This is a genomic window from Kitasatospora mediocidica KCTC 9733 (assembly GCF_000744225.1).
Taxonomy (GTDB): Bacteria; Actinomycetota; Actinomycetes; order Streptomycetales; family Streptomycetaceae; genus Kitasatospora; species Kitasatospora mediocidica.
The window spans coordinates 2,624,548-2,649,703 of record NZ_JQLN01000005.1 but is presented as its reverse complement, the minus strand read 5'-3'; the positions used below and the strand labels follow the sequence as shown (position 1 = coordinate 2,649,703).

The 25,156-nt window shown below is 72.7% G+C and carries 25 protein-coding genes; 15 read left to right on the top strand and 10 right to left on the bottom strand.

The window, feature by feature from the left end; translation table 11 throughout:
• Window positions 1-18: 18 nt before the first annotated feature.
• Window positions 19-855 (top strand): hypothetical protein, encoded by an 837-nt coding sequence (locus tag BS80_RS25950; protein WP_063772052.1) that lies wholly within the window; start codon window positions 19-21, stop codon window positions 853-855.
• Window positions 856-1,072: 217 nt separating this feature from the next.
• The gene (locus BS80_RS25945) at window positions 1,073-2,848 is read left to right on the top strand and encodes an acetyl/propionyl/methylcrotonyl-CoA carboxylase subunit alpha (protein ID WP_035801045.1); all 1,776 of its coding nucleotides are present in this window, start codon (window positions 1,073-1,075) and stop codon (window positions 2,846-2,848) included.
• Between the two features lie 105 nt (window positions 2,849-2,953).
• Here BS80_RS25945 and BS80_RS25940 read toward each other — a convergent pair whose 3' ends face one another.
• Window positions 2,954-3,880, bottom strand: coding sequence for a DeoR/GlpR family DNA-binding transcription regulator (locus tag BS80_RS25940; RefSeq protein WP_051967062.1), 927 nt, complete (start codon window positions 3,878-3,880; stop codon window positions 2,954-2,956).
• Between the two features lie 196 nt (window positions 3,881-4,076).
• Window positions 4,077-5,516 (bottom strand): NAD(P)H-quinone dehydrogenase, encoded by a 1,440-nt coding sequence (locus BS80_RS25935; protein WP_035801043.1) that lies wholly within the window; start codon window positions 5,514-5,516, stop codon window positions 4,077-4,079.
• 155 nt (window positions 5,517-5,671) lie between these two features.
• On the opposite strand from BS80_RS25935, the gene BS80_RS25930 reads away from it, so the two are divergent.
• From BS80_RS25930 to BS80_RS25920, 3 genes are all read left to right on the top strand, one after another.
• Complete coding sequence (locus BS80_RS25930; protein ID WP_035801042.1) at window positions 5,672-6,109, top strand: gamma-glutamylcyclotransferase; 438 nt, start codon at window positions 5,672-5,674, stop codon at window positions 6,107-6,109.
• Between the two features lie 128 nt (window positions 6,110-6,237).
• Complete coding sequence (locus BS80_RS25925; protein WP_035801041.1) at window positions 6,238-7,074, top strand: purine-nucleoside phosphorylase; 837 nt, start codon at window positions 6,238-6,240, stop codon at window positions 7,072-7,074.
• A gap of 132 nt (window positions 7,075-7,206) precedes the next feature.
• Window positions 7,207-8,871, top strand: a complete 1,665-nt coding sequence (locus BS80_RS25920) for a phospho-sugar mutase (RefSeq protein WP_035801039.1) — start codon at window positions 7,207-7,209, stop codon at window positions 8,869-8,871.
• Window positions 8,872-8,931: 60 nt separating this feature from the next.
• Here BS80_RS25920 and BS80_RS25915 read toward each other — a convergent pair whose 3' ends face one another.
• The 4 genes from BS80_RS25915 to BS80_RS25900 form a co-directional block, all read right to left on the bottom strand.
• A complete protein-coding gene (locus BS80_RS25915; RefSeq protein ID WP_035801037.1) occupies window positions 8,932-9,582 on the bottom strand; it encodes a PH domain-containing protein in 651 nt (216 codons plus the stop codon).
• Between the two features lie 121 nt (window positions 9,583-9,703).
• Window positions 9,704-10,441 carry an ABC transporter permease gene (locus tag BS80_RS25910; protein ID WP_035801035.1) on the bottom strand — a complete coding sequence of 246 codons (738 nt, stop codon included), beginning with the start codon at window positions 10,439-10,441 and terminating at the stop codon, window positions 9,704-9,706.
• Window positions 10,438-11,196 (bottom strand): ABC transporter ATP-binding protein, encoded by a 759-nt coding sequence (locus tag BS80_RS25905; protein ID WP_035801033.1) that lies wholly within the window; start codon window positions 11,194-11,196, stop codon window positions 10,438-10,440. The genes BS80_RS25910 and BS80_RS25905 overlap by 4 nt, the downstream gene beginning before the upstream one ends.
• A gap of 75 nt (window positions 11,197-11,271) precedes the next feature.
• A complete protein-coding gene (locus tag BS80_RS25900) occupies window positions 11,272-11,883 on the bottom strand; it encodes a TetR/AcrR family transcriptional regulator (protein WP_035801031.1) in 612 nt (203 codons plus the stop codon).
• Window positions 11,884-12,044: 161 nt separating this feature from the next.
• On the opposite strand from BS80_RS25900, the gene deoC reads away from it, so the two are divergent.
• The 5 genes from deoC to BS80_RS25875 all read left to right on the top strand — a co-directional run bounded on the left by deoC (window position 12,045) and on the right by BS80_RS25875 (window position 17,007).
• Window positions 12,045-13,031, top strand: coding sequence for a deoxyribose-phosphate aldolase (gene deoC, locus BS80_RS25895; RefSeq protein ID WP_083975215.1), 987 nt, complete (start codon window positions 12,045-12,047; stop codon window positions 13,029-13,031).
• A 5-nt stretch (window positions 13,032-13,036) separates the two neighbouring features.
• Window positions 13,037-14,527: an aldehyde dehydrogenase family protein gene (locus tag BS80_RS25890; RefSeq protein WP_083975214.1), complete on the top strand. Its 1,491-nt coding sequence runs from the start codon at window positions 13,037-13,039 to the stop codon at window positions 14,525-14,527.
• A complete protein-coding gene (locus tag BS80_RS25885) occupies window positions 14,520-15,419 on the top strand; it encodes an aldehyde dehydrogenase family protein (RefSeq protein ID WP_035801029.1) in 900 nt (299 codons plus the stop codon). Before BS80_RS25890 ends, BS80_RS25885 begins: the two co-directional genes overlap by 8 nt.
• 247 nt (window positions 15,420-15,666) lie before the next feature.
• Window positions 15,667-16,314 (top strand): ATP-binding protein, encoded by a 648-nt coding sequence (locus BS80_RS25880; RefSeq protein WP_083975212.1) that lies wholly within the window; start codon window positions 15,667-15,669, stop codon window positions 16,312-16,314.
• A gap of 108 nt (window positions 16,315-16,422) precedes the next feature.
• Window positions 16,423-17,007 (top strand): Uma2 family endonuclease, encoded by a 585-nt coding sequence (locus BS80_RS25875; protein ID WP_035801023.1) that lies wholly within the window; start codon window positions 16,423-16,425, stop codon window positions 17,005-17,007.
• 159 nt (window positions 17,008-17,166) lie between these two features.
• Here the strand turns inward: BS80_RS25875 and BS80_RS43040 are convergent, their stop codons facing one another.
• The gene (locus BS80_RS43040; protein WP_083975376.1) at window positions 17,167-17,898 is read right to left on the bottom strand and encodes a SigE family RNA polymerase sigma factor; all 732 of its coding nucleotides are present in this window, start codon (window positions 17,896-17,898) and stop codon (window positions 17,167-17,169) included.
• Window positions 17,899-18,349: 451 nt separating this feature from the next.
• On the opposite strand from BS80_RS43040, the gene BS80_RS25865 reads away from it, so the two are divergent.
• The 5 genes from BS80_RS25865 to BS80_RS25845 all read left to right on the top strand — a co-directional run bounded on the left by BS80_RS25865 (window position 18,350) and on the right by BS80_RS25845 (window position 22,225).
• Window positions 18,350-19,027: a response regulator transcription factor gene (locus BS80_RS25865; RefSeq protein ID WP_035801021.1), complete on the top strand. Its 678-nt coding sequence runs from the start codon at window positions 18,350-18,352 to the stop codon at window positions 19,025-19,027.
• Window positions 19,028-19,054: 27 nt separating this feature from the next.
• A complete protein-coding gene (locus BS80_RS25860; protein WP_051967060.1) occupies window positions 19,055-20,647 on the top strand; it encodes a sensor histidine kinase in 1,593 nt (530 codons plus the stop codon).
• Window positions 20,644-20,982, top strand: a complete 339-nt coding sequence (locus BS80_RS25855) for a hypothetical protein (protein WP_035801015.1) — start codon at window positions 20,644-20,646, stop codon at window positions 20,980-20,982. The genes BS80_RS25860 and BS80_RS25855 overlap by 4 nt, the downstream gene beginning before the upstream one ends.
• A 100-nt stretch (window positions 20,983-21,082) precedes the next feature.
• Window positions 21,083-21,838: a VanZ family protein gene (locus BS80_RS25850; RefSeq protein WP_157536568.1), complete on the top strand. Its 756-nt coding sequence runs from the start codon at window positions 21,083-21,085 to the stop codon at window positions 21,836-21,838.
• A gap of 204 nt (window positions 21,839-22,042) precedes the next feature.
• Window positions 22,043-22,225: a PspC domain-containing protein gene (locus tag BS80_RS25845; protein WP_035801014.1), complete on the top strand. Its 183-nt coding sequence runs from the start codon at window positions 22,043-22,045 to the stop codon at window positions 22,223-22,225.
• Between the two features lie 96 nt (window positions 22,226-22,321).
• Here BS80_RS25845 and BS80_RS38060 read toward each other — a convergent pair whose 3' ends face one another.
• The 3 genes from BS80_RS38060 to BS80_RS25830 form a co-directional block, all read right to left on the bottom strand.
• Window positions 22,322-22,726 carry a hypothetical protein gene (locus BS80_RS38060; protein WP_051967056.1) on the bottom strand — a complete coding sequence of 135 codons (405 nt, stop codon included), beginning with the start codon at window positions 22,724-22,726 and terminating at the stop codon, window positions 22,322-22,324.
• A 211-nt stretch (window positions 22,727-22,937) separates the two neighbouring features.
• Complete coding sequence (locus BS80_RS25835) at window positions 22,938-24,086, bottom strand: adenosine deaminase (protein ID WP_051967054.1); 1,149 nt, start codon at window positions 24,084-24,086, stop codon at window positions 22,938-22,940.
• A gap of 96 nt (window positions 24,087-24,182) precedes the next feature.
• Window positions 24,183-25,145 carry a LysR family transcriptional regulator gene (locus BS80_RS25830; RefSeq protein WP_035801012.1) on the bottom strand — a complete coding sequence of 321 codons (963 nt, stop codon included), beginning with the start codon at window positions 25,143-25,145 and terminating at the stop codon, window positions 24,183-24,185.
• Window positions 25,146-25,156 lie beyond the last annotated feature (11 nt).

Sequence of the window (25,156 nt, the reverse complement as noted above, 5' to 3'; positions counted from 1 at the left end):
AACGGGGAAGGCCGGGGGATGACCGACAGTGTGCTGAACGTCCTGCTCGGGCTGCTCACCAGCGCGATAGGTGCGGGGATCGGCTGGCTCGCGCAGTCGCTGCGCCGGCGCCGCTCGCTGGAGCGGACCCGGGCGTTCTTCGGCATGCCGGGCGGCACCGAGTGCCTGTTGGTGGTCAACCGGCACGTGGTCGCCGGCCACAGTAAGAGCGTGTCGCGCAACGACGTCTTCGCGTTGATGGAGTTGGCCGCGCTGGTCCGCGAGTGCGGCGCGCAGGCCGACATCGTGCCGCACGACCAGGTGCGCCAAGGACTGGGCGGCAAGGCCGAGTTCTGCATCGGCGGGCCGACCAGCAACGAGCGGACGGCGGCCCACCTGGACTGGCGGCTGCCCGGCGTGGCGTTCGTCGGCGACCCGGCCCAGGACTCGCCCGGCACCCTCTCGATCGGCAGCCTGGACTACCGCTTCGAGCGCAACGAGAACGGTTCCGGCGGCCGCACCTACGTCCTGCTGGCCCGGCTCGACGCCGCACCGCACGGCCGTCCCACCTTCCTGATCGCGGGTCAGACCGCCACCGCCAACCACGCCGGCGTCCGCTACCTGATGTCCCATCACCGCGCGTTGGCCCGCCGTCACGGCCGCGACGGCACGTTCGCGCTGGTGCTACGGGTCGTCAACCCCACGGCGTACGGACCGGATGTGGTCGAGGAGGTCGCCGACGTGACCCGGGAGGCGCTGACGCCGCGCGCGCCCGCCACCGCGCCGACGACCGCGCCGACGACCGTGGCCACGACCGCGCCGACGACCGCGGCCACGACCGCGCCCGACCAGCCTGCCGCAGGTCGGAACGCGTGATGTGGCCAAGCCCACGCCGGGGCCGCGGCGGCTTGAGCGGCGCTCGACCGACAGGAGATCGCCGGGCGTACCGTTGCCACCTGCGGACCTGCCGTTGCGTGCACACGTGATCACGAAATCGGGTCACGCTCCGTGTGGGCAAGCTCACCACCTGGGGCTACTCGCCGGTACCACCTCCTCATCCCTAGACTCATCGAGGTTCAAGAAGGGAGCCACAGTGCGCAAGGTGCTCATCGCCAACCGCGGAGAAATCGCTGTCCGCGTCGCCAGGGCCTGCTCGGATGCCGGTATCGCCAGCGTCGCCGTCTACGCCGAGCCCGACCGGGACGCGCTGCATGTCCGCGCGGCCGACGAGGCCTACGCCCTCGGCGGCGACACCCCCGCGACCAGCTACCTGGACATCAGCAAGGTCCTCAAGGCAGCAGCCGACTCCGGGGCCGACGCCGTCCACCCCGGCTACGGCTTCCTGTCGGAGAACGCCGAGTTCGCGCAGGCCGTCCTCGACGCCGGCCTGACCTGGATCGGCCCGCCCCCGCAGGCCATCCGCGACCTGGGTGACAAGGTCACCGCCCGCCACGTCGCCCAGCGCGCCGGCGCGCCGCTGGTCGCCGGCACCGCCGACCCGGTGGACGGGCCCGACGAGGTCGTCGCGTTCGCCCGCGAGCACGGCCTGCCGGTCGCCATCAAGGCGGCCTTCGGCGGCGGCGGGCGCGGCCTCAAGGTCGCCCGCACGCTGGAGGAGATCCCCGAGCTGTTCGAGTCCGCGGTGCGCGAGGCGGTCGCCGCCTTCGGGCGCGGCGAGTGCTTCGTCGAGCAGTACCTCGACAACCCGCGGCACGTCGAGACCCAGTGCCTGGCCGACCAGCACGGCAACGTCGTGGTCGTCTCCACCCGTGACTGCTCGCTGCAGCGCCGCCACCAGAAGCTGGTCGAGGAGGCGCCCGCGCCGTTCCTCACCGAGGAGCAGAACGCCGAGCTCTACCGGGCGTCCAAGGCGATCCTGCGCGAGGCCGGCTACGTCGGCGCCGGGACCTGCGAGTTCCTGGTCTCCAAGGACGGCCTGATCTCCTTCCTGGAGGTCAACACCCGCCTGCAGGTCGAGCACCCGGTCTCCGAGGAGGTCACCGGGATCGACCTGGTCCGCGAGATGTTCCGGATCGCCGACGGCGAGGAACTCGGCTACGACGACCCCGCCGTGCGCGGTCACTCGATCGAGTTCCGGATCAACGGCGAGGACCCCGGTCGCGGCTTCCTGCCCGCCCCCGGCACCGTCACGCTGTTCTCCCCGCCGTCCGGCCCGGGCGTGCGTCTGGACGCCGGCGTCGAGTCCGGCTCGGTCATCGGTCCCGCCTGGGACTCGCTGCTCGCCAAGCTCATCGTCACCGGACGCGACCGCAAGCAGGCGCTGCAGCGCGCCGCCCGCGCGCTGGCCGAGTTCAAGGTGGAGGGCATGGCCACCGCCATCCCGTTCCACCGCGCGGTCGTCGCGGACCCGGCGTTCGCGCCCGAGGTGCACGGCGGCGAGGGTCCGTTCACCGTCTACACCCGCTGGATCGAGACCGCCTTCGACAACACCATCGCGCCGTTCGCCGGCGCGGCGGTGGACGGTGAGGACGCGGACACCCGCGAGACCGTCGTCGTCGAGGTCGGCGGCAAGCGGATCGAGGTCTCGCTGCCGTCCTCGCTCGGCGTCTCGGCCGCTCCCGCCGGCGGTGCCGGCGCGGCTGCCAAGACCAAGCGCCGCGCGGGCGTGAAGAAGGCCGGCTCGGCGGTCGGCGGGGACACCCTGGCCTCGCCGATGCAGGGCACCATCGTCAAGGTCGCCGTCGAGGAGGGCCAGGTCGTCGAGGAGGGCGAGCTGATCGTCGTCCTGGAGGCCATGAAGATGGAGCAGCCGCTCAACGCCCACAAGGCCGGCACCATCACCGGCCTGTCGGCCGAGGTCGGCGCCAGCGTCAGCAGCGGCGCAGCCCTCTGCGAGATCAAGGACTGACGTCCGTACGTCCGTCCCTGGTGGCCCGCCGGTCCTCGACCGGCGGGCCACCGTCGTGCCGGGACCGGGCCAGGCCCGGCCGGCGTCGTACCGGGACCGCGTCGGTCAGGGGCGGACCCCGACGAAGCGGGTCGGCAGGTGTCCCGGCGGGCCGCCGTGGGTGCCCGGGCGGCGCTGGCCGGGCAGCGGCGCGGCCGGAGCGGGTCCACCGGCCGTCCGGCGCGGCACGCCGGGGGCGGGCGGGTGCTGGGGCAGGCCGACGTGGCCCGGCGGCTCGGTGGCCAGACCGAGCGGGGCCACCGAGACCTGCACCCCGCAGTCGGCCAGCGCGTCCAGCTCGCGCGCGGTCGGGTCGTGGCCGGCGGTGTGCTCGTCCGTCACCAGGCGGGTGATGGCGTCCGTCGGCACGGTCTGGAACATGGTGTCCGCGCCGAGTTTGGTGTGGTCGGCGAGGACGATGACCTCGGCGGCCGACTGCACCAACGCCCGGTCCACGCTCGCGGAGAGCATGTTGGTGGTGGAGAGCCCGCGCTCGGCGGTCAGCCCACTGCCGGAGATGAAGGCCTTGGTGACCCGCAGCCCCTGCAAGGACTGCTCGGCGCCGCTGCCGACCAGGGCGTAGTTGGACCCGCGCAGCGTGCCGCCGGTCATCACCACCTCCACCCGGTTGGCGTGCGCGAGTGCCTGGGCGACCAGCAGGGAGTTGGTGACCACCGTCAGGCCCGGCACCCGGGCGAGTCGGCGGGCCAGCTCCTGGGTGGTGGTGCCGGCGCCGATGACGACGGCGTCCCCCTCCTCGACGAGCGTCGCCGCCAGATCGGCGATGGCGCTCTTCTCGGCGGCGGCCAGGTGGGTCTTCTGCGGATAGCCGGGCTCCCGGCTGAAGCCTCCGGGGAGCACGGCGCCGCCGTGACGGCGGTCGAGCAGCCCTTCGGCCTCCAGGGCCCGGACGTCTCGACGTACGGTCACTTCGGAGGTCTGGACGACGCGGGCCAGTTCACGGAGCGACACAGCTCCGTTGGCGCGCACCATTTCGAGGATCAACTGGCGACGTTCTGCTGCAAACACAGAACCGACGGTAACCCCCCTGACCGTCTGCTTTCAGGCGTTTGCCGCTAGTAGCCGGAACTGCTCACCTGAGAGCGGCGCATGACCGTACAATGCGCGCCGCAACGCACCCGCGCGCCCTGCCGTACGGGCGAAGCGCCGGCGCGAGCGGGTGAAACGATCAGGAATCGGTCTCGGCCCGCTTGCGAATGTGCAGCTGACGGGCGGCCTCGGCGGTGGAACCGGACAGCGAGGGGTACACGGTGAACGCACTCGCCACCTGCTCGACCGTCAAGTTGTTGTCGACCGCGAGCGAGATCGAGTGAATCAGCTCGCTCGCGCGCGGCGCGACGACCACACCGCCGACCACGATGCCGGTGCCCGGGCGGCAGAACAGCTTCACAAAGCCGTCCCGGATGCCCTGCATCTTGGCCCGCGGGTTGCCGCGCAGCGGGAGCTTGACCTCGACCGCGTCCATCTTCCCGCAGGAGACGTCCGCGGCGGTGTAACCGACGGTGGCGATCTCCGGGTCGGTGAAGACGTTGGAGGAGACCGTCTTGAGGTTCAGCGGCTGCACCGCGTCGCCGAGCGCGTGATACATCGCGATCCGGCCCTGCATGGCGGCGACCGAGGCGAGCATGAAGACGCCGGTGCAGTCGCCCGCCGCGTAGACGCCGGGGGCGGAGGTGCGGGAGACCCGGTCGACCTTGATCTGTCCCCAGTCGTTGAGCTTGACCCCGGCCTCCTCCAGACCCATGTCCGCGGTGTTCGGGATCGAGCCGACCGCCATCAGGCAGTGCGTTCCGGTGATCACGGTGCCGTCACCGAGGGTGACCTCGACCCGGTCGCCCACCCTCTTGGCACCCTCGGCCCGGGTACGGCCCATCACGTTCATGCCGCGGCGGCGGAAGACGTCCTCCAGCACCTCGGCGGCGTCCGGGTCCTCGCCGGGCAGCACCCGGTCACGGCTGGAGACCAGGGTGACCTTGGAGCCGAGCGCCTGGTACGCGCCGGCGAACTCGGCGCCGGTGACGCCGGAGCCGACCACGATCAGCTCGCGGGGCAGCTCGTCGAGGTCGTAGACCTGGGTCCAGGTGAGGATCCGCTCGCCGTCGGGCGCCGCGTCGGGCAGCTCGCGCGGGTGGGCGCCGGTGGAGATCAGCACCGCGTCGGCGCGCAGCGACTGGGTGGTGCCGTCGACGGCGTCCACCAGCACCTCGCGCGAGCCGTCGGCCGCCTGGCCGCCGGTGCCGAGCCGGCCCCGGCCGCGCAGCACCGTGACGCCGGCGCGGGTCACGGACTGGGTGATGTCGTGGGACTGGGCGATCGCCAGCCGCTTCACACGGCGGTTGACCTTGCCCAGGTCGACGCTGATCGCGCGCTCGGGAGAGTCGCAGGCCAGCGTGATGCCCAGCTCGCCGTGCGAGCTGTCGAAGCCGGTCATCACCTCGGCGGTCGCGATCAGCGTCTTGGACGGCACGCAGTCCGTCAGCACCGCCGATCCGCCCAGTCCGTCGCGGTCGACGACGGTCACCTCCGCGCCGAGCTGGGCCGCCACCAGGGCTGCCTCATATCCGCCGGGTCCGCCACCGATGATCACGATCCGAGTCACGTGCACCATTGTCCCGCACGCCGAGGTGGCCGCCACCACGGGGCCGACTATTTGTGCGCTCCACCAGGCGAATGTGACGCTGCCCACATCCGGGGCGGTGTGATGTGTGACGGTGCCCACACCCGGGCCCAGCGGCGTACCGCTGCTCCCGTAGGCTGACGCCCATGTCGCTCTACGCCGCGTACGCCACCAATCTCGATGCCCGGCAGATGAGCCGGCGCGCCCCGCACTCGCCGTTGCGCGGCACCGGCTGGCTGGACGGCTGGCGGCTGACCTTCGGCGGCGAGCAACTCGGCTGGGAGGGCTCGCTGGCCACCGTGGTCGAGGACGAGAAGGACCAGGTCTTCGTCTCGCTCTACGACGTGGCGCCCATGGACGAGGACGGCCTGGACCGCTGGGAGGGCCTCCAGCTCGGCATCTACCGCAAGGTCCGGCTGCGCGCGCACACCCTGGACGGCGACATCCCGGTCTGGACGTACGTGCTGAACGACTACGAGGGCGGCCTGCCCGCGGCCCGCTACCTCGGGCTGATCGCGGACGCCGCGGAGAGCGCCGGCGCGCCCCACGACTACGTACTCGACCTACGCCGTCGCCCCTGCTGAAGGATCATCCGAAACGGCGGGTGCACAACCCGCCGTTCTTGGTGCTTTCAGGTCAATCCGGGTAACGATCCGGCACGCCATGGCGGGTGTGTCTACGCGCGTAGGAATTTCTTGTCTATCCTCGATCCGTGAACGCATCTCCGCACTCCGCCGTGTCCGCCGACCCCTATGCCGCCGCTCAGGCCGCCGCTGCCCGCCTGCGCGAGCTGACCGGTGCCGAGCGCCACGACGTCGCCCTGGTGATGGGGTCCGGCTGGCTGCCCGCCGCCGACGCCCTGGGCGAGACGGTCGCCGAGTTCCCGGCCACCGACCTTCCCGGCTTCCCCGCCCCCGCCGTCGCCGGCCACTCCGGCAAGATCCGCTCGGTGCGGATCTCCGGCGGCGACAGCGACGGCAAGCTGGCGCTGATCTTCCTGGGCCGCAACCACTACTACGAGGGCCACGGCGTGGCGACCGTCGTGCACGGCGTGCGCACCGCCGCCGCCGCCGGCTGCGAGACCATCGTGCTCACCAACGGCTGCGGTGGCCTGCGCGAGGGCTGGGTTCCCGGTCAGCCCGTGCTGATCAGCGACCACATCAACCTGACCGCGGACTCCCCGATCGTCGGCGCCAACTTCGTCGACCTCACCGACCTGTACTCGCCGCGGCTGCGCGCGCTCTGCAAGGAGGTGGACCCGAGCCTCGACGAGGCGGTCTACGTCCAGTTCCGCGGCCCGCACTACGAGACCCCGGCCGAGGTCAACATGGCCCGGGTGATCGGTGGCGAGCTGGTCGGCATGTCGACCACGCTGGAGGCGATCGCCGCCCGCGAGGCCGGCGCCGAGGTGCTGGGCATCTCGCTGGTGACCAACCTGGCCGCCGGCATCACCGGCGAGCCGCTCAACCACGCCGAGGTGCTGGAGGCCGGCAAGGCCTCCGCCGAGCGGATGGGCGCCCTGCTGGCGAAGGTCCTCGAGCGGATCTGACGCACCGGGGGTGTCTCGTCACTCCCGAACGGGGGGCTCGGGCCGGCACTGGCCCGGGCCCCCAGCCCGTTCCCCGCGGCCTCCCCGGCCACCTCTCCCGCACCAACCGACCGTCCACCGGAGAATCGCAGCATGGCTCAGGCAAGCACCCCCGACCTCCTCACCCGGGCGCAGCAGTGGCTGGCCGAGGACCCCGACCCCGACACCCGCGCCGAGCTGGCCGCCCTGCTGGCCGGACCGGACGAAGCGGCGCTGGCCGAGCGGTTCGCCGACCGCCTGCAGTTCGGCACCGCCGGGCTGCGCGGCGAGCTGGGCGCGGGCCCGATGCGGATGAACCGGGCCGTGGTGATCCGGGCCGCCGCGGGCCTCGCCGCCTACGTCCGCGCGGCCGGCGAGGGCGACCTCGTGGTGATCGGCTACGACGCCCGGCACAAGTCGTACGACTTCGCCCGGGACACCGCCGCCGTGATGGTCGGCGCGGGCCTGCGCGCCGCGCTGCTGCCGCACCCGCTGCCCACCCCGGTGCTGGCCTTCGCGATCCGCCACCTGGGCGCGGCGGCCGGCGTGATGGTGACCGCCAGCCACAACCCGCCGCAGGACAACGGCTACAAGGTCTACCTCGGCGACGGCTCGCAGATCGTCCCGCCGGCCGACGCGCAGATCGCCGCCGAGATCGACGCGGTGGCCTCGCTGGCCGACGTGCCGCTGGCGGCCGACGGCTGGCAGGTGCTCGACCACCAGGTGATGGACGCCTACCTGGCCCGCGCGCTCACCGTCGTCGACCCGGCCGGCCCGCGCGACCTCGACGTGGTCTACACCCCGCTGCACGGCGTCGGCCGCGACATCCTGGTGGCCGCCTTCGAGCTGGCCGGCTTCCCGACCCCGACCGTGGTCGCCGAGCAGGCCGAGCCCGACCCCGACTTCCCCACCGTGGCCTTCCCCAACCCGGAGGAGCCCGGGGCGATGGACCTGTCCTTCCGCACCGCCGCCGCGGTCGGACCGGACCTGGTGATCGCCAACGACCCGGACGCCGACCGCTGCGCGGTGGCCGTCCCGGACGCGTCCGCCCCCGCCGGGTGGCGGATGCTGCGCGGTGACGAGGTCGGCGCGCTGCTCGGCGCGGCGCTGGTCGCCCAGGGCGCCAAGGGCACCTTCGCGACCACCATCGTCTCCTCCACCCTGCTCGGCCGGATCGCCGCCGCGGCCGGCCTGCCGTACGGCGAGACGCTGACCGGCTTCAAGTGGATCTCCCGCGCCGAGGGCCTGCGCTACGGCTACGAGGAGGCGCTCGGCTACTGCGTCGACCCCGACGGCGTGCGCGACAAGGACGGCGTCACCGCCGCCCTGGTGATCGCCGAACTCGCCGCCGGCCTCAAGCGGTCCGGCCGCACCCTGACCGACCTGCTGGACGAGCTGGCGCTCGCGCACGGCCTGCACGCCACCGACCAGCTCTCGGCCCGGGTCGAGGACCTGTCGCTGATCGCCGACGCCATGCGCCGCCTGCGCGAGCAGCCGCCGACCGTCCTGGCCGGCCTGACGGTGGACCGCGCGGACGATCTGGCGGCCGGCTCGGCCGAGCTGCCCGCCACCGACGGCCTGCGCTACTACCTGAGCGGCGAGACGGTCCGCGCCGCGCGGATCGTGGTCCGCCCGTCCGGGACCGAGCCGAAGATCAAGTGCTATCTGGAGGTCGTCCTCCCGGTGGAGTCGGCCGACGGTCTCGCCGCCGCCCGGGAGCGCGCCGCCGAGCTGCTCGCGGCACTCAAGCGGGACGTCGCGGCCGCCGCGGGGATCTGACCGACGCAGCGTACGACGGAGGCCTCCGACCCACCCGGGTCGGAGGCCTCCGTGATGCGATCAGAGCGACACGATGGCGATCAGCGCGGCCAGGCAGACCAGTGTCGGCGCGATGACCCACCAGCACCAGGACACCTGCACCTCGCCCTGCGCGGTCGGGCGCGCCGCGTTCTCGCGGGCCGACTCCTTGAGCAGGTCGACAATCTGGTCGGACCAGGCGCGGGTGGGGTCCGGGGCGCCGGGAACCGCTCCGCGGGTGGGCAGAGCGCCCGGGCTGCGCCGCGCGGGGGCCGTCCGGTTGGCCTTCTTGCGCTGCCGCAGCGAGACCGGGACCGCCCAGAGCTGGTAGGTCTTGCCGCCCGCGGTGAGCTCCGCCGAGTAGGTCGACCGCAGGTCCTCGACCTGCGACCACGGCACGACGAGCGTGCGCAACGGGTTGCGGACCAGCAGCCGGTCCCGGCTCACCAGCACGGCCGGCCGCAGGGTGTAGGCGATCACCGGGAGCGCGAACACCGGGGCGGCGGCCAGCGCGACCCAGGGCGTCTTGCCCGAGCTGCTGATGATGGCGTCGACAATCAGCCAACCGGCGATCGCCAGCAGCAGGACGCCGGAGATCATGCCGGGGCTCGAGCGGTAGACGCTGTCGGCGTACTTCGGCTCGTCGGCGGGGGCGGCAGGGCCGGGGTCGGGCGTGCCGTCGGATTCGGTCATGAGGACGATTCTGCCGCATGGGCCTCGCCTTCCCCGGGGTCACGCCGGTCACTTTTAGGCCGCAACACTGACATTCCCGCCCCGGCGGACCGGACTGCGGGCCGGACCGGCGGGCGGGTGGTCAGGCCGTACGGCGGCGCAGCGTGACGGCGCCGAGGCCGAGCGCGAGCAGGGCGGCGGCGGCGATCACACTCAGGTCGCGCAGCACCGCGCCGCTCACCCCGGCGGAGGTCGTCAGCCTGGTCATCGCGTCCACCGCGTAGGAGAGCGGCAGGACGTCGGAGGCCAAGCGCAGCCCGTCGGCCATCCGCTCGCGCGGCACGAAGAGCCCGCAGAGCAGGAGTTGCGGCAGCAGGGCGGCGGGCAGGAACTGCACGGCCTGGAACTCGGTGGTCGCGAAGGCCGAGACGAACAGGCCCAGCGCCATCCCCAGCAGGCCGTTGCCGAGGGCCACCGCGAAAAGCAGCCAGGTCGGTCCGGCCACCTTGAGGCCGAGCAGGCCCAGCGTCAGCGCCGAGGCGGCCGCCGCCTGCAACAGCGCGACGGCGCCGAACGCGAACGCGTAGCCGAGCAGCAGGTCCAGCTTGCCGAGCGGCATGGTGAGCAGCCGTTCCAGGGTGCCGGTGGTCCGCTCGCGCAGCATCGCGACCGAGGTCACCAGGAACATCACCAGCAGCGGGAACACCCCGAGCAGGGCCGCGCCGATCCGGTCGAAGGCCTGCGGCTGCCCGTCGAACATGTACTTGAGCAGCGTCAGCAGCACGCACGGGACGACCAGCAGCAGCGCGAGCGTGCGGGGGTCGTGGCGCAGTTGGGCGAGCACGCGGCGGGCGGTGGCAAGGGTGCGGGACGGGTTCACGAGAGCACCTCCGGTCGGGCGGTCGGGCCGGTGGCGGCGACCAGGCGCAGGAAGGCGGCGTCGATGTCGGCGGCGCCGGTGCGGTCCAGCAGCGCCTGCGGGCTGTCGTCCGCCAGCAGCCGCCCGTCGCGCATCAGCAGCAGCCGGTCGCAGCGGACGGCCTCGTCCATCACATGGCTGGACACCAGCAGGGTGGCTCCGGCGTCGGCCAGCTCGCGGAAGAGCCGCCAGAGCTCGCTGCGCAGCACCGGGTCCAGGCCGACGGTCGGCTCGTCCAGGACGAGCAGCTCGGGCGCGCCCAGCAGGGCGGCGGCGAGCGAGACCCGGGCGCGCTGACCGCCGGAGAGCCGGGAGACCAGGTCCTGTTCGCGCCCGTCCAGTCCGACCTGGGCGATCACCCGGGCGGGGTCGCTCTTGGGTACGCCGAGGACGGCGGCGAAGTAGCGCAGGTTCTCGGCGACCGACAGATCGGCGTAGACCGACGGTGCCTGGGTGACGTACCCGACCCTGCTGCGCAGCGCCGCGCTCCCGGCCGCACGGCCCAGCACCTCCACCCGGCCCGCCGTACCGCGCTGGACGCCGACGATCGAGCGCAGCAGCGTGGTCTTGCCGCAGCCGCTGGGGCCCAGCAGACCGGTGATCGAGCCGCGGGCGACGTCGAGGTCGATGCCATGCAGCACCGGTCTCCCGCCGCGGACCACGGTCAGGGCGGCCACCCGGATCGCCGGGGTCCCGCCTTCAGAGGAATTCATCATGTGTTGAGTTTCTCGCCGCAGACGTCTGCCGTCAAGCGACCCGCGGGGGTTGTCGCCGCCTCCCGCCGGCCCGCCCTACTCGCCGGTGAGGTACCGCTGGAAGGTCGGCGCGAGCAGCGGCAGCAGCTCCTCACGCGTCGCCGAGGCGAGCGGCTCGACCCCGATCACATAACGCGCCATGGCCAGGCCGACGATCTGCGAGATCATCAGCTCGGTGCGCAACTCGGGCCGCTCGACGTCCAGTTCGACCGCCACCCGGCGCACCAGCTCCTCCTGTACGAAGCCCCGCATCAGCTGCGCGACCTGCTCGGTGGTGGCCGCGACGCGCACCAGCGCGAGCATCCGGGTCAGCACCTCGGGCTGCTCCCAGAGCCCCAGCACGAACCCCGCCACCCGCTCGCCCACCGTCGCCCGGTCCCCGGCGATCACCTGTTCCACGACCATCTGCGGATCCACCGGGAACTCCAGCGCCGCCAGGAACAGCCGGTCCTTCGTCCCGAAGTAGTGGTGCAGCAACGCCGCGTCCACCCCCGCCGCCCGCCCGATCGCCCGCATGCTCGCCTTCTCGTACCCCCGCGCCGCGAACTCCGCCCGCGCCGCCTCCAGGACGACGAGCCGGGTGTCGGCCGACCCGGGACGCCGGCCGACCTTCTTACGGGGGGATGCGGGCTGCTCTGCGCTGGTCACCCGTCCATTCTCCGCGCAGGCAGTGCCGCACTCGCCAGTAGCCCGGGTTCCGGAGCGGCAGTCCACCGCTTCGCGCGCCGGGTGGCCAGATCTCGTTCCCGCATCGAAGCGGGGGCCCGCTAGCGGACGGCTACGCGCGTAGATATGCTCATCTGGTGACTATGTCCACTGTTGCAGCCAACGCCCCCGGCGCTGCGGGCGGCGGCCTGAGCGACGTCGCCGCGTCCGAGGCCTCGCTCCGCCGCTTCCTGCACGGCCTGCCCGGCGTCGACGCCGTCGGCCTGGAAGCCCGCGCCGCCACCCTCGGGACTCGCTCGATCAAGACGTCGGCCAAGGCCTACGCGATCGACCTCGCCATCTCGATGATCGACCTGACCACGCTGGAGGGCGCGGACACGGTCGGCAAGGTGCGCGCCCTGTGCGCCAAGGGGAGGCACCCCGACCCGGGCGACCCGGGTACTCCCCAGGTCGCCGCGATCTGTGTCTATCCGGACATGGTCGCCACGGCCAAGGCGGCCCTGGCCGGCACCCCGATCCAGGTCGCCTCGGTCGCCACCGCCTTCCCCGCCGGGCGCGCCGCACTCCCGGTGAAGCTGGCCGACACTGCGGACGCGGTGGCCGCCGGCGCCGACGAGATCGACATGGTGATCGACCGCGGGGCGTTCCTCTCCGGCCGGTACATGGACGTCTTCGCGGAGATCGTCGCCGTCAAGCAGGCCTGCCTGCGTGCCGACGGGACGTCCGCGCACCTCAAGGTGATCTTCGAGACCGGCGAGCTGCAGACGTACGACAACGTGCGCCGCGCCTCCTGGCTGGCCATGCTGGCCGGCGCCGACTTCATCAAGACCTCCACCGGCAAGGTCGCGGTCAACGCCACCCCGCCGGTGACCCTGCTGATGCTGGAGGCGGTCCGCGACTTCCGGGCGCAGACCGGTGTGCAGATCGGCGTGAAGCCGGCCGGTGGCATCAAGACCACCAAGGACGCCATGAAGTACCTCGTCATGGTCAACGAGACCCTGGGTGACGACTGGCTGTCCGGGCACTGGTTCCGCTTCGGCGCCTCCAGCCTGCTCAACGATCTGCTGATGCAGCGTCAGAAGCTGACCACCGGCCGGTACTCCGGTCCCGACTACGTGACGGTGGACTGAACCCCATGGCCAAGAACAAGAAGACCGAGACCACGACGGTGACCGAACCCGTGCGCACGAGCGGCCTCTTCGCGTACGCCCCGGCGCCCGAGTCCCCCGCCGCGGCCGGCGACATCGCCGGCTCGTACGGCCACTTCATCGGCGGCGAGTTCGTCGACAGCAGCGGCAGCGAGGCCCTGAAGACCGTCAACCCGGCCACCGAGCAGGTGCTCGCCGAGTTCGCGCAGGGCACCGACGAGGACGTCGACCGCGCGGTCAAGGCCGCCCGCAAGGCGTTCGGCGACTGGTCCGCGCTGCCCGGCAGCGAGCGTGGCAAGTACCTGTACCGGATCGCCCGGATCATCCAGGAGCGCTCGCGCGAGCTGGCCGTGCTGGAGTCGATCGACAACGGCAAGCCGATCCGCGAGACCCGCGACTTCGACCTGCCCACGGTCGCCGCGCACTTCTTCTACTACGCGGGCTGGGCCGACAAGCTGGACTACGCCGGCTTCGGCCGCAATCCGCAGCCGCTGGGCGTGGCCGCGCAGGTCATCCCGTGGAACTTCCCGCTGATGATGCTGGCCTGGAAGATCGCCCCGGCGCTCGCCACCGGCAACACCGTCGTCCTCAAGCCGGCCGAGACCACCCCGCTGACCGCACTGCGGTTCGCCGAGATCTGCCAGCAGGCCGGTCTGCCCAAGGGCGTGGTGAACATCGTCACCGGTGACGGCCGGACCGGCGCCGCGCTGACCTCCCACCCGGAGGTCAACAAGGTCGCGTTCACCGGCTCGACCAACGTCGGACGCTCGATCGCCCGTCAACTCGCAGGCAGCCGGAAGAAGTTGTCGCTGGAGCTGGGCGGCAAGGCGGCGAACATCGTGTTCGACGACGCGCCGATCGACCAGGCCGTCGAGGGCATCGTCAACGGCATCTTCTTCAACCAGGGCCATGTCTGCTGCGCGGGTTCGCGGTTGCTGGTCCAGGAGTCGGTCCACGACGAGGTGCTGGACGCGCTCAAGCGCCGGATGGCCACCCTGCGGGTCGGCGACCCGCTGGACAAGAACACCGACATCGGTGCCGTCAACTCCGCCGCGCAGCTGGCCCGGATCACCGAGCTGACCGACGCGGGCGAGGCCGAGGGCGCCGAGCGCTGGTCGCCGTCCTGCGAACTCCCCTCCGCCGGCTACTGGTTCGCGCCCACGCTGTTCACCGGCGTGACCCAGGCCAACCTGGTCGCCCGCGAGGAGATCTTCGGCCCGGTGCTCTCCGTGCTGACCTTCCGCACGCCGACCGAGGCGGTCGAGAAGGCCAACAACACGCCGTACGGGCTCTCCGCGGGCATCTGGACCGAGAAGGGCTCGCGCATCCTGTGGATGGCGAACCAGCTCAAGGCCGGTGTGGTGTGGGCCAACACCTTCAACAAGTTCGACCCGACCTCGCCGTTCGGCGGCTACAAGGAGTCGGGGTACGGCCGCGAGGGCGGTCGCCACGGCCTGGAGGCGTACCTCGATGTCTGATGTCATCCGGCTTGACGTGATGAAGACCTACAAGCTGTTCGTCGGTGGGAAGTTCCCGCGTTCCGAGAGCGGACGGGTGTACGAGGTGAGCGACAGCAAGGGCCAGTGGCTGGCGAACGCGCCGCTCGGCACCCGCAAGGACACCCGGGACGCCGTCCTGGCCGCCCGCGCGGCGGTCAAGGGCTGGGCCGGCACCACCGCGTACAACCGCGGCCAGGTGCTGTACCGGATCGCCGAGATGCTGCAGGGCCGACGCGAGCAGTTCGCCGCCGAGGTCGCCGCCGCCGAGGGGATCGGCGCCAAGAAGGCCGCCACCCTGGTCGACCAGGCCATCGACCGCTGGGTCTGGTACGCGGGCTGGACGGACAAGGTGGCGCAGATCGCCGGCGGCGCCAACCCGGTGGCGGGGCCGTACTTCAACCTCTCCGTGCCGGAGCCGACCGGCGTGGTGGGCATCGTGGCGCCGCAGGCGGGGTACGGGCACTCGTTCCTCGGCCTGGTCTCGGTGATCGCCCCGGTGATCGCCACCGGCAACACCGCTGTGGTCGCCGTCGCGGCCGACGCCCCGCTGCCCGCGCTCTCGCTGGGCGAGGTGCTGGCCACCTCGGACCTCCCGGGCGGCGTCGTCAACCTGCTGTCCGGCCGCACCGCGGACATCGCGCCGACGCTGGCCTCGCACCAGGACGTCAACGCGCTGGACCTGGCCGGAGCGATCGCGCACGAAGGACCCGGCGCGGCTACTGTCCTGGAGGCCTCGGCTGCGGATACGCTGAAGCGAGTGCTGTGGCCGGCGGTCGATCCGGCGGCCCAGGACTGGACCGTTGCTCCCGGCACCGAGCGGCTACTCTCCTTCGTGGAGACGAAGACGGTCTGGCACCCGATGGGCCAGTAGCCCACGCTGCACGGCCCCCGGCCACGCCGGAACAACTCCATAAGCTGGCCGTCCCCAGTGCCCCTACCCCCCCAGGGGCCCGGACGCGCCACTGACGGGCCCGCGCCTCACCCCCCCCTGGCGCGGGCCCGTCCTCATGGCCCGCCGTCACGACCCGAACGACATGCCCCCGAACGACCGCGAAATGCGCCAAATCACTGTCGCAAGGGTTCCGAGCACCCCGTCCTATGCATCAGACTGGTGTCTCGTGAGTGACTCCCCGCTGAATCCCGTACCGACCACCCGTGCCCGCGTGGTGCTGCTCTCCGGGCCCTCGGGATCCGGGAAGTCCTCGCTGGCCGAGCGTGCCGGGCTGCCCGTGCTCCAGCTCGACGACTTCTACAAGGACGGCGACGACCCGACCCTGCCGCAGCTCCCCGAGGGCGGCACCGACTGGGACTCCCCGCTCTCCTGGCACCGCGCCGAGGCGCTGGCCGCCATCCGTCGCCTGGTCGAGGCCGGCCGGGCCGAGGTGCCGGTGTACTCGATCCCCGCCAACGGCCGGGCCGGCAGCCGCGTGCTCACCCTGGCCGGCGCGCCCGCCTTCATCGCCGAGGGCATCTTCGCCGCCGAGCTGGTCGCCCAGTGCGAGGCCGAGGGCCTGCTCGGGGACGCCCTGTGCCTGCGCAACCGCCCGCTGACCACCGCCTGGCGGCGCCTGCGCCGCGACGTCCGCGAGGCCCGCAAGCCGATCCCGTACCTGCTGCACCGCGGCTGGCGCCTGATGCGCGCCGAGCGCGGCATCGTCGCCCGCCAGGTCGCCCTCGGCGCCCACGCCTGCGCCGGCCCCGAAGCCGCCCGCCGCGTCCACCAGGTAGCCGCCCACCGCCCCGCCCCGCAGGCCCTCACCGCCTGACGCCCGCCGGTCACCAGTTCGCCGGGCGGAGAAACGGTTCGCCACTCGAGGCCACGCCCTAGGCTGGACGCAGTTGCTGTCAGACCGCAGCAATTGAGGGAGGTAGCCATGACCGCCGAGCCGATCGACTGGATGCACCCGCCGGCCCACGGCTGGACGTACGAGCAGGTCAAGGACTGGGACCTGCCGTTCGAGTTCGATCTGGTGGACGGGGCGATCGTGGTACGAGGCATGACCAGCCACTGGCACAACACCGTGCGGGACGAGCTCTACTTCGCCCTCAGAGCCGCCCGCCGGGCTCCGTACGCAGTGAACTCCGAGCAGTGCGTGCTGGTCGACGAGTACAACCCGCCCAAGCCCGACGTCGTGGTCTTCGACAAGACCGGCCTGGACGTGTTCACCCTGGAGTGCCTGCCGGTCACCTCGGTCGCTCTCGCCGTCGAGGTGGTCTCTCCCGGCTCGCGCGCCGACGACCGCTTCCGCAAGCCCGGGCTGTACGCCGAGGCCGGGATCCCGTACTACTGGCGGGTCGAACGCGGCGCGGACGATCTTCCCGAGGTCTACGAGTTCTGGCTCGACCGGGAGTCCGGCGTCTACGCACCCGCTCCCGACGGGGCGTTCCACTCCGGGGAACTGAAGGTCGAGGTGCCGTTCCCGGTGTCGATCGACCTCGGGCGGCTGCTCGATCTCTGAACTTTCCCGCGCATGCAGCTGGGCCCGGCGTCTTCTCCCAAGGACGCCGGGCCCAGCTGTTTACCTCGCGATCACGGGTTTCCCCACCGGTGGCGACTCCCCCGAGCCGGTACCGACGCCCCGCGACCTGCTACCCGTCCCCCGACGGGAAGTTCTGAGTTACGCGACCAGCTCGCCGAAAGCGAAGGCGGTGTCGCCGGTGCGGTTGAGCTGCTCGTCGTCGCGCAGGCGGCGCAGCGAGCGCCAGATGCTGCTCTTGACGGTGCCGACGCTGATGCCGAGGATGTCGGCGATCTCCGGGTCGGTGCGGCCCTCGTAGTAGCGCAGGACCAGCATGGTGCGCTGGTTCTCCGGGAGCTTGGCGAGCGCCTGCCAGAGCACGGCGCGCAGCTCGGTGCCACCCATCGCGTCCGTGTCGCCGACCGTCTCCGGCAGCTCCTCGGTCGGGTACTCGTTGAGCTTGCGGCGGCGCCAGGCCGAGATGTGCAGGTTGGTCATGGTGCGGCGCAGGTAGCCGCCGACCGCCGCCTTGTCGGTGATCCGGCCCCAGGCGCGGTAGGTGCTGAAGAGCGCGCTCTGCAACAGGTCCTCGGCCTCGAAGCGGTCACCGGTCAGGTGGTAGGCGGTGGCGTACAGGGAGGCGCGACGCTCGCGTACGTACGCGGTGAACTCCGCCAGGTGTTCGTCCGCGGCGGGCGAGGGCTCCCCCTGCGCGCCTCCCTGTCCGCCGGGCCGGGTGTGGTCCTCGACCGGCGCGAGCCCGAAGAGGGTCGCCCCGGCGACCGGTCCGACCGTCGGCTCCCCCGAGCCGATGGCCTGCGGACCACTCCCGGGGCCCCCCGGGAGGTCCTGTCCCTGGACGTGCACGGGAGTTATCCCGCGCAGCGTCAGGGTCTGGGTGGTCTCGGTCGCGCTCCCCGCGCGGCCGATCCCGTACAACTCACCCGTCCTGCTCCCGCCGCTCACCCGGCGGGCCCCCGTGCAGTGCTCGATCCGCGTGCGACCCGACGGACGAGCGCCGCGGACGGCCGGGTTGTGTGCATCCGAGATGCCCCGGGTCTGAAGCGTTGCGTTCATCGTGCGCCCCCATGATCGGTACGAGCGGGTTCCTTGTCCCTGTCGCCGTTCCGGGGCCGCTGAGCTGCTCTTTCGAGCCGCTCAGCTGCCGTTCCGTTGCGGCGACATGGAAAATCTTGCCCGCCGCCCGTCTTGGCGGTGTCCGCCGTCTGTCACAGCGGTGTCACAGGAAAAGGTCTTTGGTCCCGCACTACCGGTCGGACTGGGAGACGTGGGTCCGGCCCCGGCGGTTCCCGCAGCTCACGGGGTGAGCCAGAATGAGCGGGTGCCTTTCCTCCTACTGATCGAGGACGACGACGCCATCCGGACCGGCCTCGAACTCGCTCTCACCCGCCAGGGCCACCGTGTGGCCGCCGCAGCCTCCGGCGAAGACGGCCTCCGGCTCTTCAAGGAGCAGCGGCCCGACCTCATCGTGCTGGACGTGATGCTGCCCGGGATCGACGGTTTCGAGGTCTGCCGGCGTATCCGGCGCACCGACCAACTGCCGATCATCCTGCTCACCGCCCGCTCCGACGACATCGACGTGGTGGTCGGCCTGGAGTCCGGCGCCGACGACTACGTGGTCAAGCCGGTGCAGCCACGCGTCCTGGACGCCCGGATCCGCGCCGTGCTGCGCCGCGGCGAACGGGAGAACTCCGACTCCTCCGCGTACGGTTCGGTGGTGATCGACCGCTCGGCGATGACGGTCACCAAGGACGGCGAGGACCTCCAGCTGACCCCGACCGAGCTGCGGCTGCTGCTGGAGCTCAGCCGCCGTCCCGGCCAGGCGCTCTCCCGCCAGCAGCTGCTGCGACTGGTCTGGGAGCACGACTACTTGGGCGACTCCCGGCTGGTGGACGCCTGTGTCCAGCGGCTGCGGGCGAAGGTGGAGGACGTGCCCTCGGCGCCGACCCTGATTCGCACCGTGCGCGGCGTCGGCTATCGTCTGGACCCGCCCGCCTGACCCCTCTGCTGATAGCGAATCCGACACGTGACTGACCATCAGAACGGCCGCCGCCTCGCCTCCGGCCCGTGGCGGCGGCTGCGACTGAGCTCGCTACGGGTGCGGCTGGTCGCGGTGTTCGCCGTGGTCGCGCTGGCCGCCGCCTCCTCCGCCTCCGGGATCGCCTACTGGCTGAACCGGGACGCGGTGCTCAAGCGCGCCCAGGACAACGCGCTGACCGACTTCCGGGGCTCGCTGACCCGCAACGTCTCGAACCTGCCGCTCGGCGCGAGCTGCGCCGACCTCGCCCAGTTCGCCTCGGACGTGGCGACCTTCGGGCTGAGCTACAGCGTGGTCGTGGTGGACCGGAACCAGCCGGACTGCGTCGCCGACTCCACTCCGCGCTTCACCATCAACCAGGTGCCGCCGACGCTGGTGGCGGCGGTCGCCAAGGCCCGTCCGGTCGGCGCCGGAAACGACTTCGCCCACCACCTGTACTGGCAGCGGGTGAACATCGGCGGCGAACCGTTCGTGGTGGGCGGGACGGAGATCGTGCCGACCGGCCTGACGGCGTACATGTTCAAGTCCCTGGACAACGAGCGGGCCGATCTCAACACCCTGGGCTGGTCGTTGGCCGTGGCCACGCTGCTCGCGCTGATCGCGGCCACCCTGCTGGCCCAGGCCGCCTCGGCGACCGTCCTCCGCCCGGTGCGCCAACTCGCGGACGCGGCAAAGCGGTTGGGTGAGGGGCAGCTGGACACCCGACTGGAGGTCAGTGGCGCGGACGAACTCTCGGACCTGGCACGGACGTTCAACCGAACCGCGGAGGCCCTGCACGGCCAGGTCGAGGAGTTGAGCGCGCGCGAGGCGCAGAGCCGGCGGTTCGTCGCCGACATGTCGCACGAGCTGCGCACGCCACTGACCGCGATGACCGCGGTCACCGACATCCTGGAGGACGAGGCCGAGTCGCTGGACCCGATGATCGCGCCGGCCGTCCGGCTGGTGGTCAGCGAGACCCGGCGGCTGTCCGACCTGGTGGAGAACCTGATGGAGGTGACCCGCTTCGACGCGGGGACCGCCCGGCTGGTCGCGGACGAGATGGACATCGCCGACCTGATCATGTCCTGCATCGACGGCCGTGCCTGGTACGACGCCGTGGAGGTGGACGCCCCGCGCGGCGTGCTGGCGGTGGTCGACCCGCGCCGGCTCGACGTGGTCTTCGCCAACCTGATCGGCAACGCCCTCAAGCACGGCGGCTCGCCGGTCCGGGTCAAGGTCACCCAGCTGCCGCAGGAGATCGTGGTGGCGGTCTCGGACAGCGGCCCCGGCATCCCGGAGGACGTGCTGCCGCACGTCTTCGACCGGTTCTACAAGGCCGACAAGGGCCGGGCCCGCTCGGAGGGCAGCGGACTCGGCCTCTCCATCGCGATGGCCAACGCCCAGATCCACGGCGGCACCATCACCGCCGCCAACGCGCCGGCCGGCTCCGGAGGCGGCGCGGTGTTCACCCTGACGCTGCCGGTGGCGCCCCCCGAACCCGGCGGCGCGGCGGCGGCAGGCGAGGATGGGACAGCAGGAACCAGAGGGGCGACAGGGACCACTGGGACGACGGACGGAACCGAGCGGAGGCCCAGGCGGTGAACCAGACGAACAAGGTGAACCAACCGGCCGGCACGACGCGCTGGGTCGTGGCGCTCGGTGCAGCGGCGTTCACCGCGCTGCTGGCCACCGGCTGCGGGATCCGCCCGACCGCCGTCCCCGTCGACGCCGGCGCGCCCGCCAGCCGGACGGCCTGCCCGAGCCCGGTGCACGTACCGGCCGCAGCGTCCACCCCGGCGCCCGCACCGCACAGCCCGGGCCTCCCCCGCCCGGTCGCACCAGGCGTCATGCCCTCGACGGCGCCGCCCACCGGCAGCCTCTTCAGTGCCCTCCCGACGCCGAGCCCGACCCCGAGCAGCCCGCCCAGCTGCGGCTGACCCGCCCGGGCGCACGCCCGGGGGAACCGCGACGGCGGATCGCCGCGTCCTGGGAGACGTGCAGCGAGATGGCACCAGCGCGCGACCAGCGCGCGACAGCGTGCGGATCGGATCCCGTCGGCAGGGCGCAGGCGCCCTGCCGGAGGCAAGCGCTTCCCCCGGGCAGAGCCCCTGGCGCCCACGGGATCCGCTTGGCCCGACGCCCTCGCCGGCGCCCTCCGCCGCGCCCTCGCCCGACGCGGTCTCCCGGACCGCCCGGACCGCCGGGCTGGTGCTGCTCACGCTCTTCCTCGCACTGAGCTGCTGGCTGGCGCTGCGTACCAGCGGGGCAGGCTGGGCCTACGACACCACCTTGACGCCCTTCGGCTCGGTCCGCCGCGCCTTCGCGGAGGGCGGCGGCGCCGGACTGCGGCGGCTGGCCGACGGCCTGCTGCCGCTGGCGCCGCTCGGCGTACTGCTCCCCCTGGCGGGCGGACGGCTGCGGACTGCCTGGCTGCCCTCGTTCGCGCAGGTGGTCGGGGCCACCACGGTGATCGCCACCACGCTGGAGTTCCTCCGGACCTCGTGGGCCGGACAGGTGCTGAACGTCGACGACATCGTGCTCGGGGTGATCGGCGCCGCACTGCTGCATCTGGCGGCGGTACCCGGCGGGCGCGCGATGCTGCGGGCACGCCTCTCGGCCGAGCACGCGCCGGGCGGGTCCGAGCCGGCCGCGCCGCAGGCACCCAGCGCACCGCCGGTACCCGTCGCCCGTCATGAAGCGCCCACCGCGGCGCGGCTCCCGGTCGCCCTGCCCGGCAGCCCGCTGGTCGCCGCGCCGCGCCCGCCGAGCCTGGTCAAGGCCGGCCGGGGCTGAGCCCACGGCACTAGCCGACGACGGGCTCCGGGACGACCCTGACGGTGACCCCGAGAAGCGGCCGCCGCACCCCGGGAAGACACCGGGGTCGCGGATCGACACTGCGGCCGACGTCCGATCGGGCCCGCCGCCGCAGGATGGTGACAGGCCCCCGGACCAGTCGGGACAAGGCCGACCGGACCGCACGACCACTCGGAGCCCGCTATGCGCACCCTCGCCCGCCCCCGTCACCACCGCGTCATCGCCGGCGTCTGCGCCGGGATCGCCGAGCGCTTCGGCCTCGCTCCGTGGACGGTCCGGCTGATCTTCCTGGCGTCCTGCCTGCTGCCCGGACCGCAGTTCCTGATCTACCTGGCGCTCTGGCTGCTGCTCCCGCAGGAGCCGTGACCGCCCGCCGGGCTCCGCGCCCGCCGCGAACGGCCGAGGGGGCCGTCCGTTCTGCGCCGAGCAGAACGGACGGCCCCCTCGCCTGTGACGACCGGCTCAGCCGCCGAGGCCGGGCAGGCCGCCGCTGACCGGGGAGACTCCACCCACCAGACCGGCGACCGGGCCCTGCGCCTTGCCGGCCAGACCGGTCAGCGCGCCGGTGGGCAGGCCCGTGGCACGCGTCGCGGCCGGGGCGGCGGCGTCGGCGACCGGCGCGGCGGCGGCCGGGGCACCGGCGCTCGGGTTGAGCGTGCCCATGGTCTGCGCGACCGGGCCGCCGACCGCGGGGGCCTTGCTCAGGCTGCTGGTGGCCGTGCCGGTCAGCCCACCGTCCGTCAGTGCGGTGGTGGGGAGCCCGAGACCGCCGGCGCCGGCGGCAGCGGAGGCGGAACCGGCCGCGACCGCAGCGATGGCGACGCCGAGCGCGGCGGTACCGGCGACCTTGAGAGTGGCCTGCTTCATGAGTGCGTCCTCGTGTCCTCGTCGGGCCGGCGCACCGACGGCCGCCAGGGCGGTCGTCGAGGCGGCCGCCGAGGCGAACGCCGTTGCACCGTGTCATCGTGACTGGCCCACCGTAGGCACGACGCAGTGCGTGGACCAAAGGCGTGTAACCCGTTCGGATTACTCGTCAGACCGTCCGACTAGCCGACATTCACGCGGACTTGACGTTGCCTCAGGCAGAGGTTCCGAACAGCCACTCGGCCTTGAGCTCGGCATAGCCGGGCTTGATCACGTCGTTGATCATGGCGAGCCGCTCGTCGAACGGGAGGAACGCCGACTTCATGGCGTTGGTGGCGAACCAGGACATGTCGTCCAGGGTGTAGCCGAAGGCCTCCACCAGGTGCGCGAACTCCTGGCTCATGCTGGTCCCGCTCATCAGCCGGTTGTCGGTGTTGACGGTGACCCGGAACTTCAGCCGGCTGAGCAGCCCGATCGGGTGCTCGGCGTACGAAGTCGCCGCCGCGGTCTGCAGGTTGGAGGTCGGGCACATCTCCAGCGGGATCCGCTTGTCGCGCACGTACGCGGCCAGCCGGCCGAGCGTGACGGTGCCGTCCTCGTGCACCGTGATGTCGTCGATGATCCGCACGCCGTGGCCGAGCCGGTCGGCGCCGCAGCACTGCAGGGCCTCCCAGATCGACGGCAGACCGAAGGCCTCGCCCGCGTGGATGGTGAAGTGGTTGTTCTCGCCCTTGAGGTAGTCGAAGGCGCCCTGGTGACGGGTCGGCGGGTGGCCGGCCTCCGCGCCCGCGATGTCGAAGCCGACGACGCCCTGGTCGCGGTAGCGGTTGGCCAGCTCGGCGATCTCCTGCGAGCGCGCGGCGTGCCGCATCGCGGTGAGCAGGGTGCCGACCCGGATCCGGTCGCCGTTCGCGCGGGCGTTGGCCTCGCCGAGGCGGAAGCCCTCGTTGACCGCCTCGACGACCTCGTCGAGGGTCAGCCCGGCCTCCAGGTGCTGCTCGGGGGCGTAGCGCACCTCGGCGTAGACGACGCCGTCGGCGGCCAGGTCCTCGGCGCAGTCGGCGGCGACCTTGATCAGCGCCTCACGGGTCTGCATGACGGCGCAGGTGTGCGCGAAGGTCTCCAGGTAGCGCACCAGCGAACCGGAGTCCGCGGCCTCGCGGAACCAGACGCCCAGCTTGGTCGGATCGGTGGTGGGGAGCCCCTGGTAGCCGCAGGCGGCGGCCAGTTCGACGATGGTCTCGGGGCGCAGGCCGCCGTCCAGGTGATCGTGCAGCAGCACCTTCGGCGCGCGCTTGATCTGGTCGGCGGTGGGGATACGCGGGGCCGTGGTGCCCGCGGGGACTGAGATCTGCTTTTCCATTGCGGGAGTGTAGCCCCTACGCGCGTAGATTCCTACCCGCCACGCGGCTCCGGGGCGATCCGTCCACCCTCGGGCGGCAGCGCCGCGCCGCCACCGTCAGTCGTGCTCCAACAGGCGTCCGCGCCGGGCCAGGACGAAGTCCCGGAACGCCTCCACCGGCGGGGTCAACGGCCGGCCCGCCGGCCAGGCGAGACCGATCGCGCGCCGGGTCCGCGGCGCCGTCACCTCCAGCTCCACCACCCCCGGACGCGGCACCAGCCCCGGCGGCAGCAGCGCCACCCCGAGACCCGCCGCGACCAGCCCGCGCAGCGTCTCGACCTCCTCCCCCTCGAAGGCGATCCGCGGCGCGAACCCGGCCTGCGCGCAGAAGTCGGCGGTGATCTGCCGCAGTCCGTACCCCGGCCCGACCGCGACGAACGGCTCCTCGGCGACCTCCGCCAGCCGGATCCGGCGCCGCCCCGCCAGCCGGTGGTCGGAGGGTACGGCCAGGTTGAGCCGCTGCTCGTCGAGCGGGCGGGTGACCAGATCCGGCTCGTCCGGGATCGGCGAGACCAGGCAGAGGTCCAGCTCGCCGGCCCGCATCCGGGCCAGCATCGCGACCACGTAGTCCTGCACCAGCTGGAAGCGCACCTGTGGATACTCGGCCCGGAAGCCGCGCAGCAGCGCCGGGACGGCGTCCGTCCCCAGGGTGTGCAGAAAGCCGAAGGCCACCCGTCCCGACGCCGGGTCGGCCTCCGCGCGGACCGCCTCCGCGCCGCGCTCGACCTCCGCCAGCGCGCGCTCCACCGCGTCGAGCAGCATCCGCCCGGCCCGGGTGAGCCGGACCGTCCGGCCCTGCCGGGCCAGCAGCGCGACGCCGAGGTCGTCCTCCAGCCGGGCCACCGCCCGGGAGAGCGTGGGCTGCGGCATGCCGAGCAACTGGGCGGCCCGGGTGACGTGTTCGAGCCTGGCCACTGCGGCGAACTGGGCCAGCCGCGGCGCGAGCAGCACCGCCGGGGCGTCCGGCTCCAGATCGGCGGGGCGGCGCTGCGGGGCGGCGGAGGATGATTCATACGTCACCGCATCAATGA

Excerpts from the sequence above, each read along its gene's own strand:
- BS80_RS25930 (WP_035801042.1), top strand. The coding sequence starts at position 5,672 with ATGTCGCTCTACGCCGCGTACGCCACCAATCTCGATGCCCGGCAGATG.
- BS80_RS25915 (WP_035801037.1), bottom strand. The coding sequence starts at position 9,582 with ATGACCGAATCCGACGGCACGCCCGACCCCGGCCCTGCCGCCCCCGCC.
- BS80_RS25950 (WP_063772052.1), top strand. The coding sequence starts at position 19 with ATGACCGACAGTGTGCTGAACGTCCTGCTCGGGCTGCTCACCAGCGCG.
- BS80_RS25875 (WP_035801023.1), top strand. The coding sequence starts at position 16,423 with ATGACCGCCGAGCCGATCGACTGGATGCACCCGCCGGCCCACGGCTGG.
- BS80_RS25835 (WP_051967054.1), bottom strand. The coding sequence starts at position 24,086 with ATGGAAAAGCAGATCTCAGTCCCCGCGGGCACCACGGCCCCGCGTATC.
- BS80_RS25920 (WP_035801039.1), top strand. The coding sequence starts at position 7,207 with ATGGCTCAGGCAAGCACCCCCGACCTCCTCACCCGGGCGCAGCAGTGG.
- BS80_RS25905 (WP_035801033.1), bottom strand. The coding sequence starts at position 11,196 with ATGATGAATTCCTCTGAAGGCGGGACCCCGGCGATCCGGGTGGCCGCC.
- BS80_RS25885 (WP_035801029.1), top strand. The coding sequence starts at position 14,520 with ATGTCTGATGTCATCCGGCTTGACGTGATGAAGACCTACAAGCTGTTC.
- BS80_RS25845 (WP_035801014.1), top strand. The coding sequence starts at position 22,043 with ATGCGCACCCTCGCCCGCCCCCGTCACCACCGCGTCATCGCCGGCGTC.
- BS80_RS25940 (WP_051967062.1), bottom strand. The coding sequence starts at position 3,880 with ATGGTGCGCGCCAACGGAGCTGTGTCGCTCCGTGAACTGGCCCGCGTC.
- deoC (WP_083975215.1), top strand. The coding sequence starts at position 12,045 with ATGTCCACTGTTGCAGCCAACGCCCCCGGCGCTGCGGGCGGCGGCCTG.
- BS80_RS25890 (WP_083975214.1), top strand. The coding sequence starts at position 13,037 with ATGGCCAAGAACAAGAAGACCGAGACCACGACGGTGACCGAACCCGTG.
- BS80_RS38060 (WP_051967056.1), bottom strand. The coding sequence starts at position 22,726 with ATGAAGCAGGCCACTCTCAAGGTCGCCGGTACCGCCGCGCTCGGCGTC.
- BS80_RS25935 (WP_035801043.1), bottom strand. The coding sequence starts at position 5,516 with ATGGTGCACGTGACTCGGATCGTGATCATCGGTGGCGGACCCGGCGGA.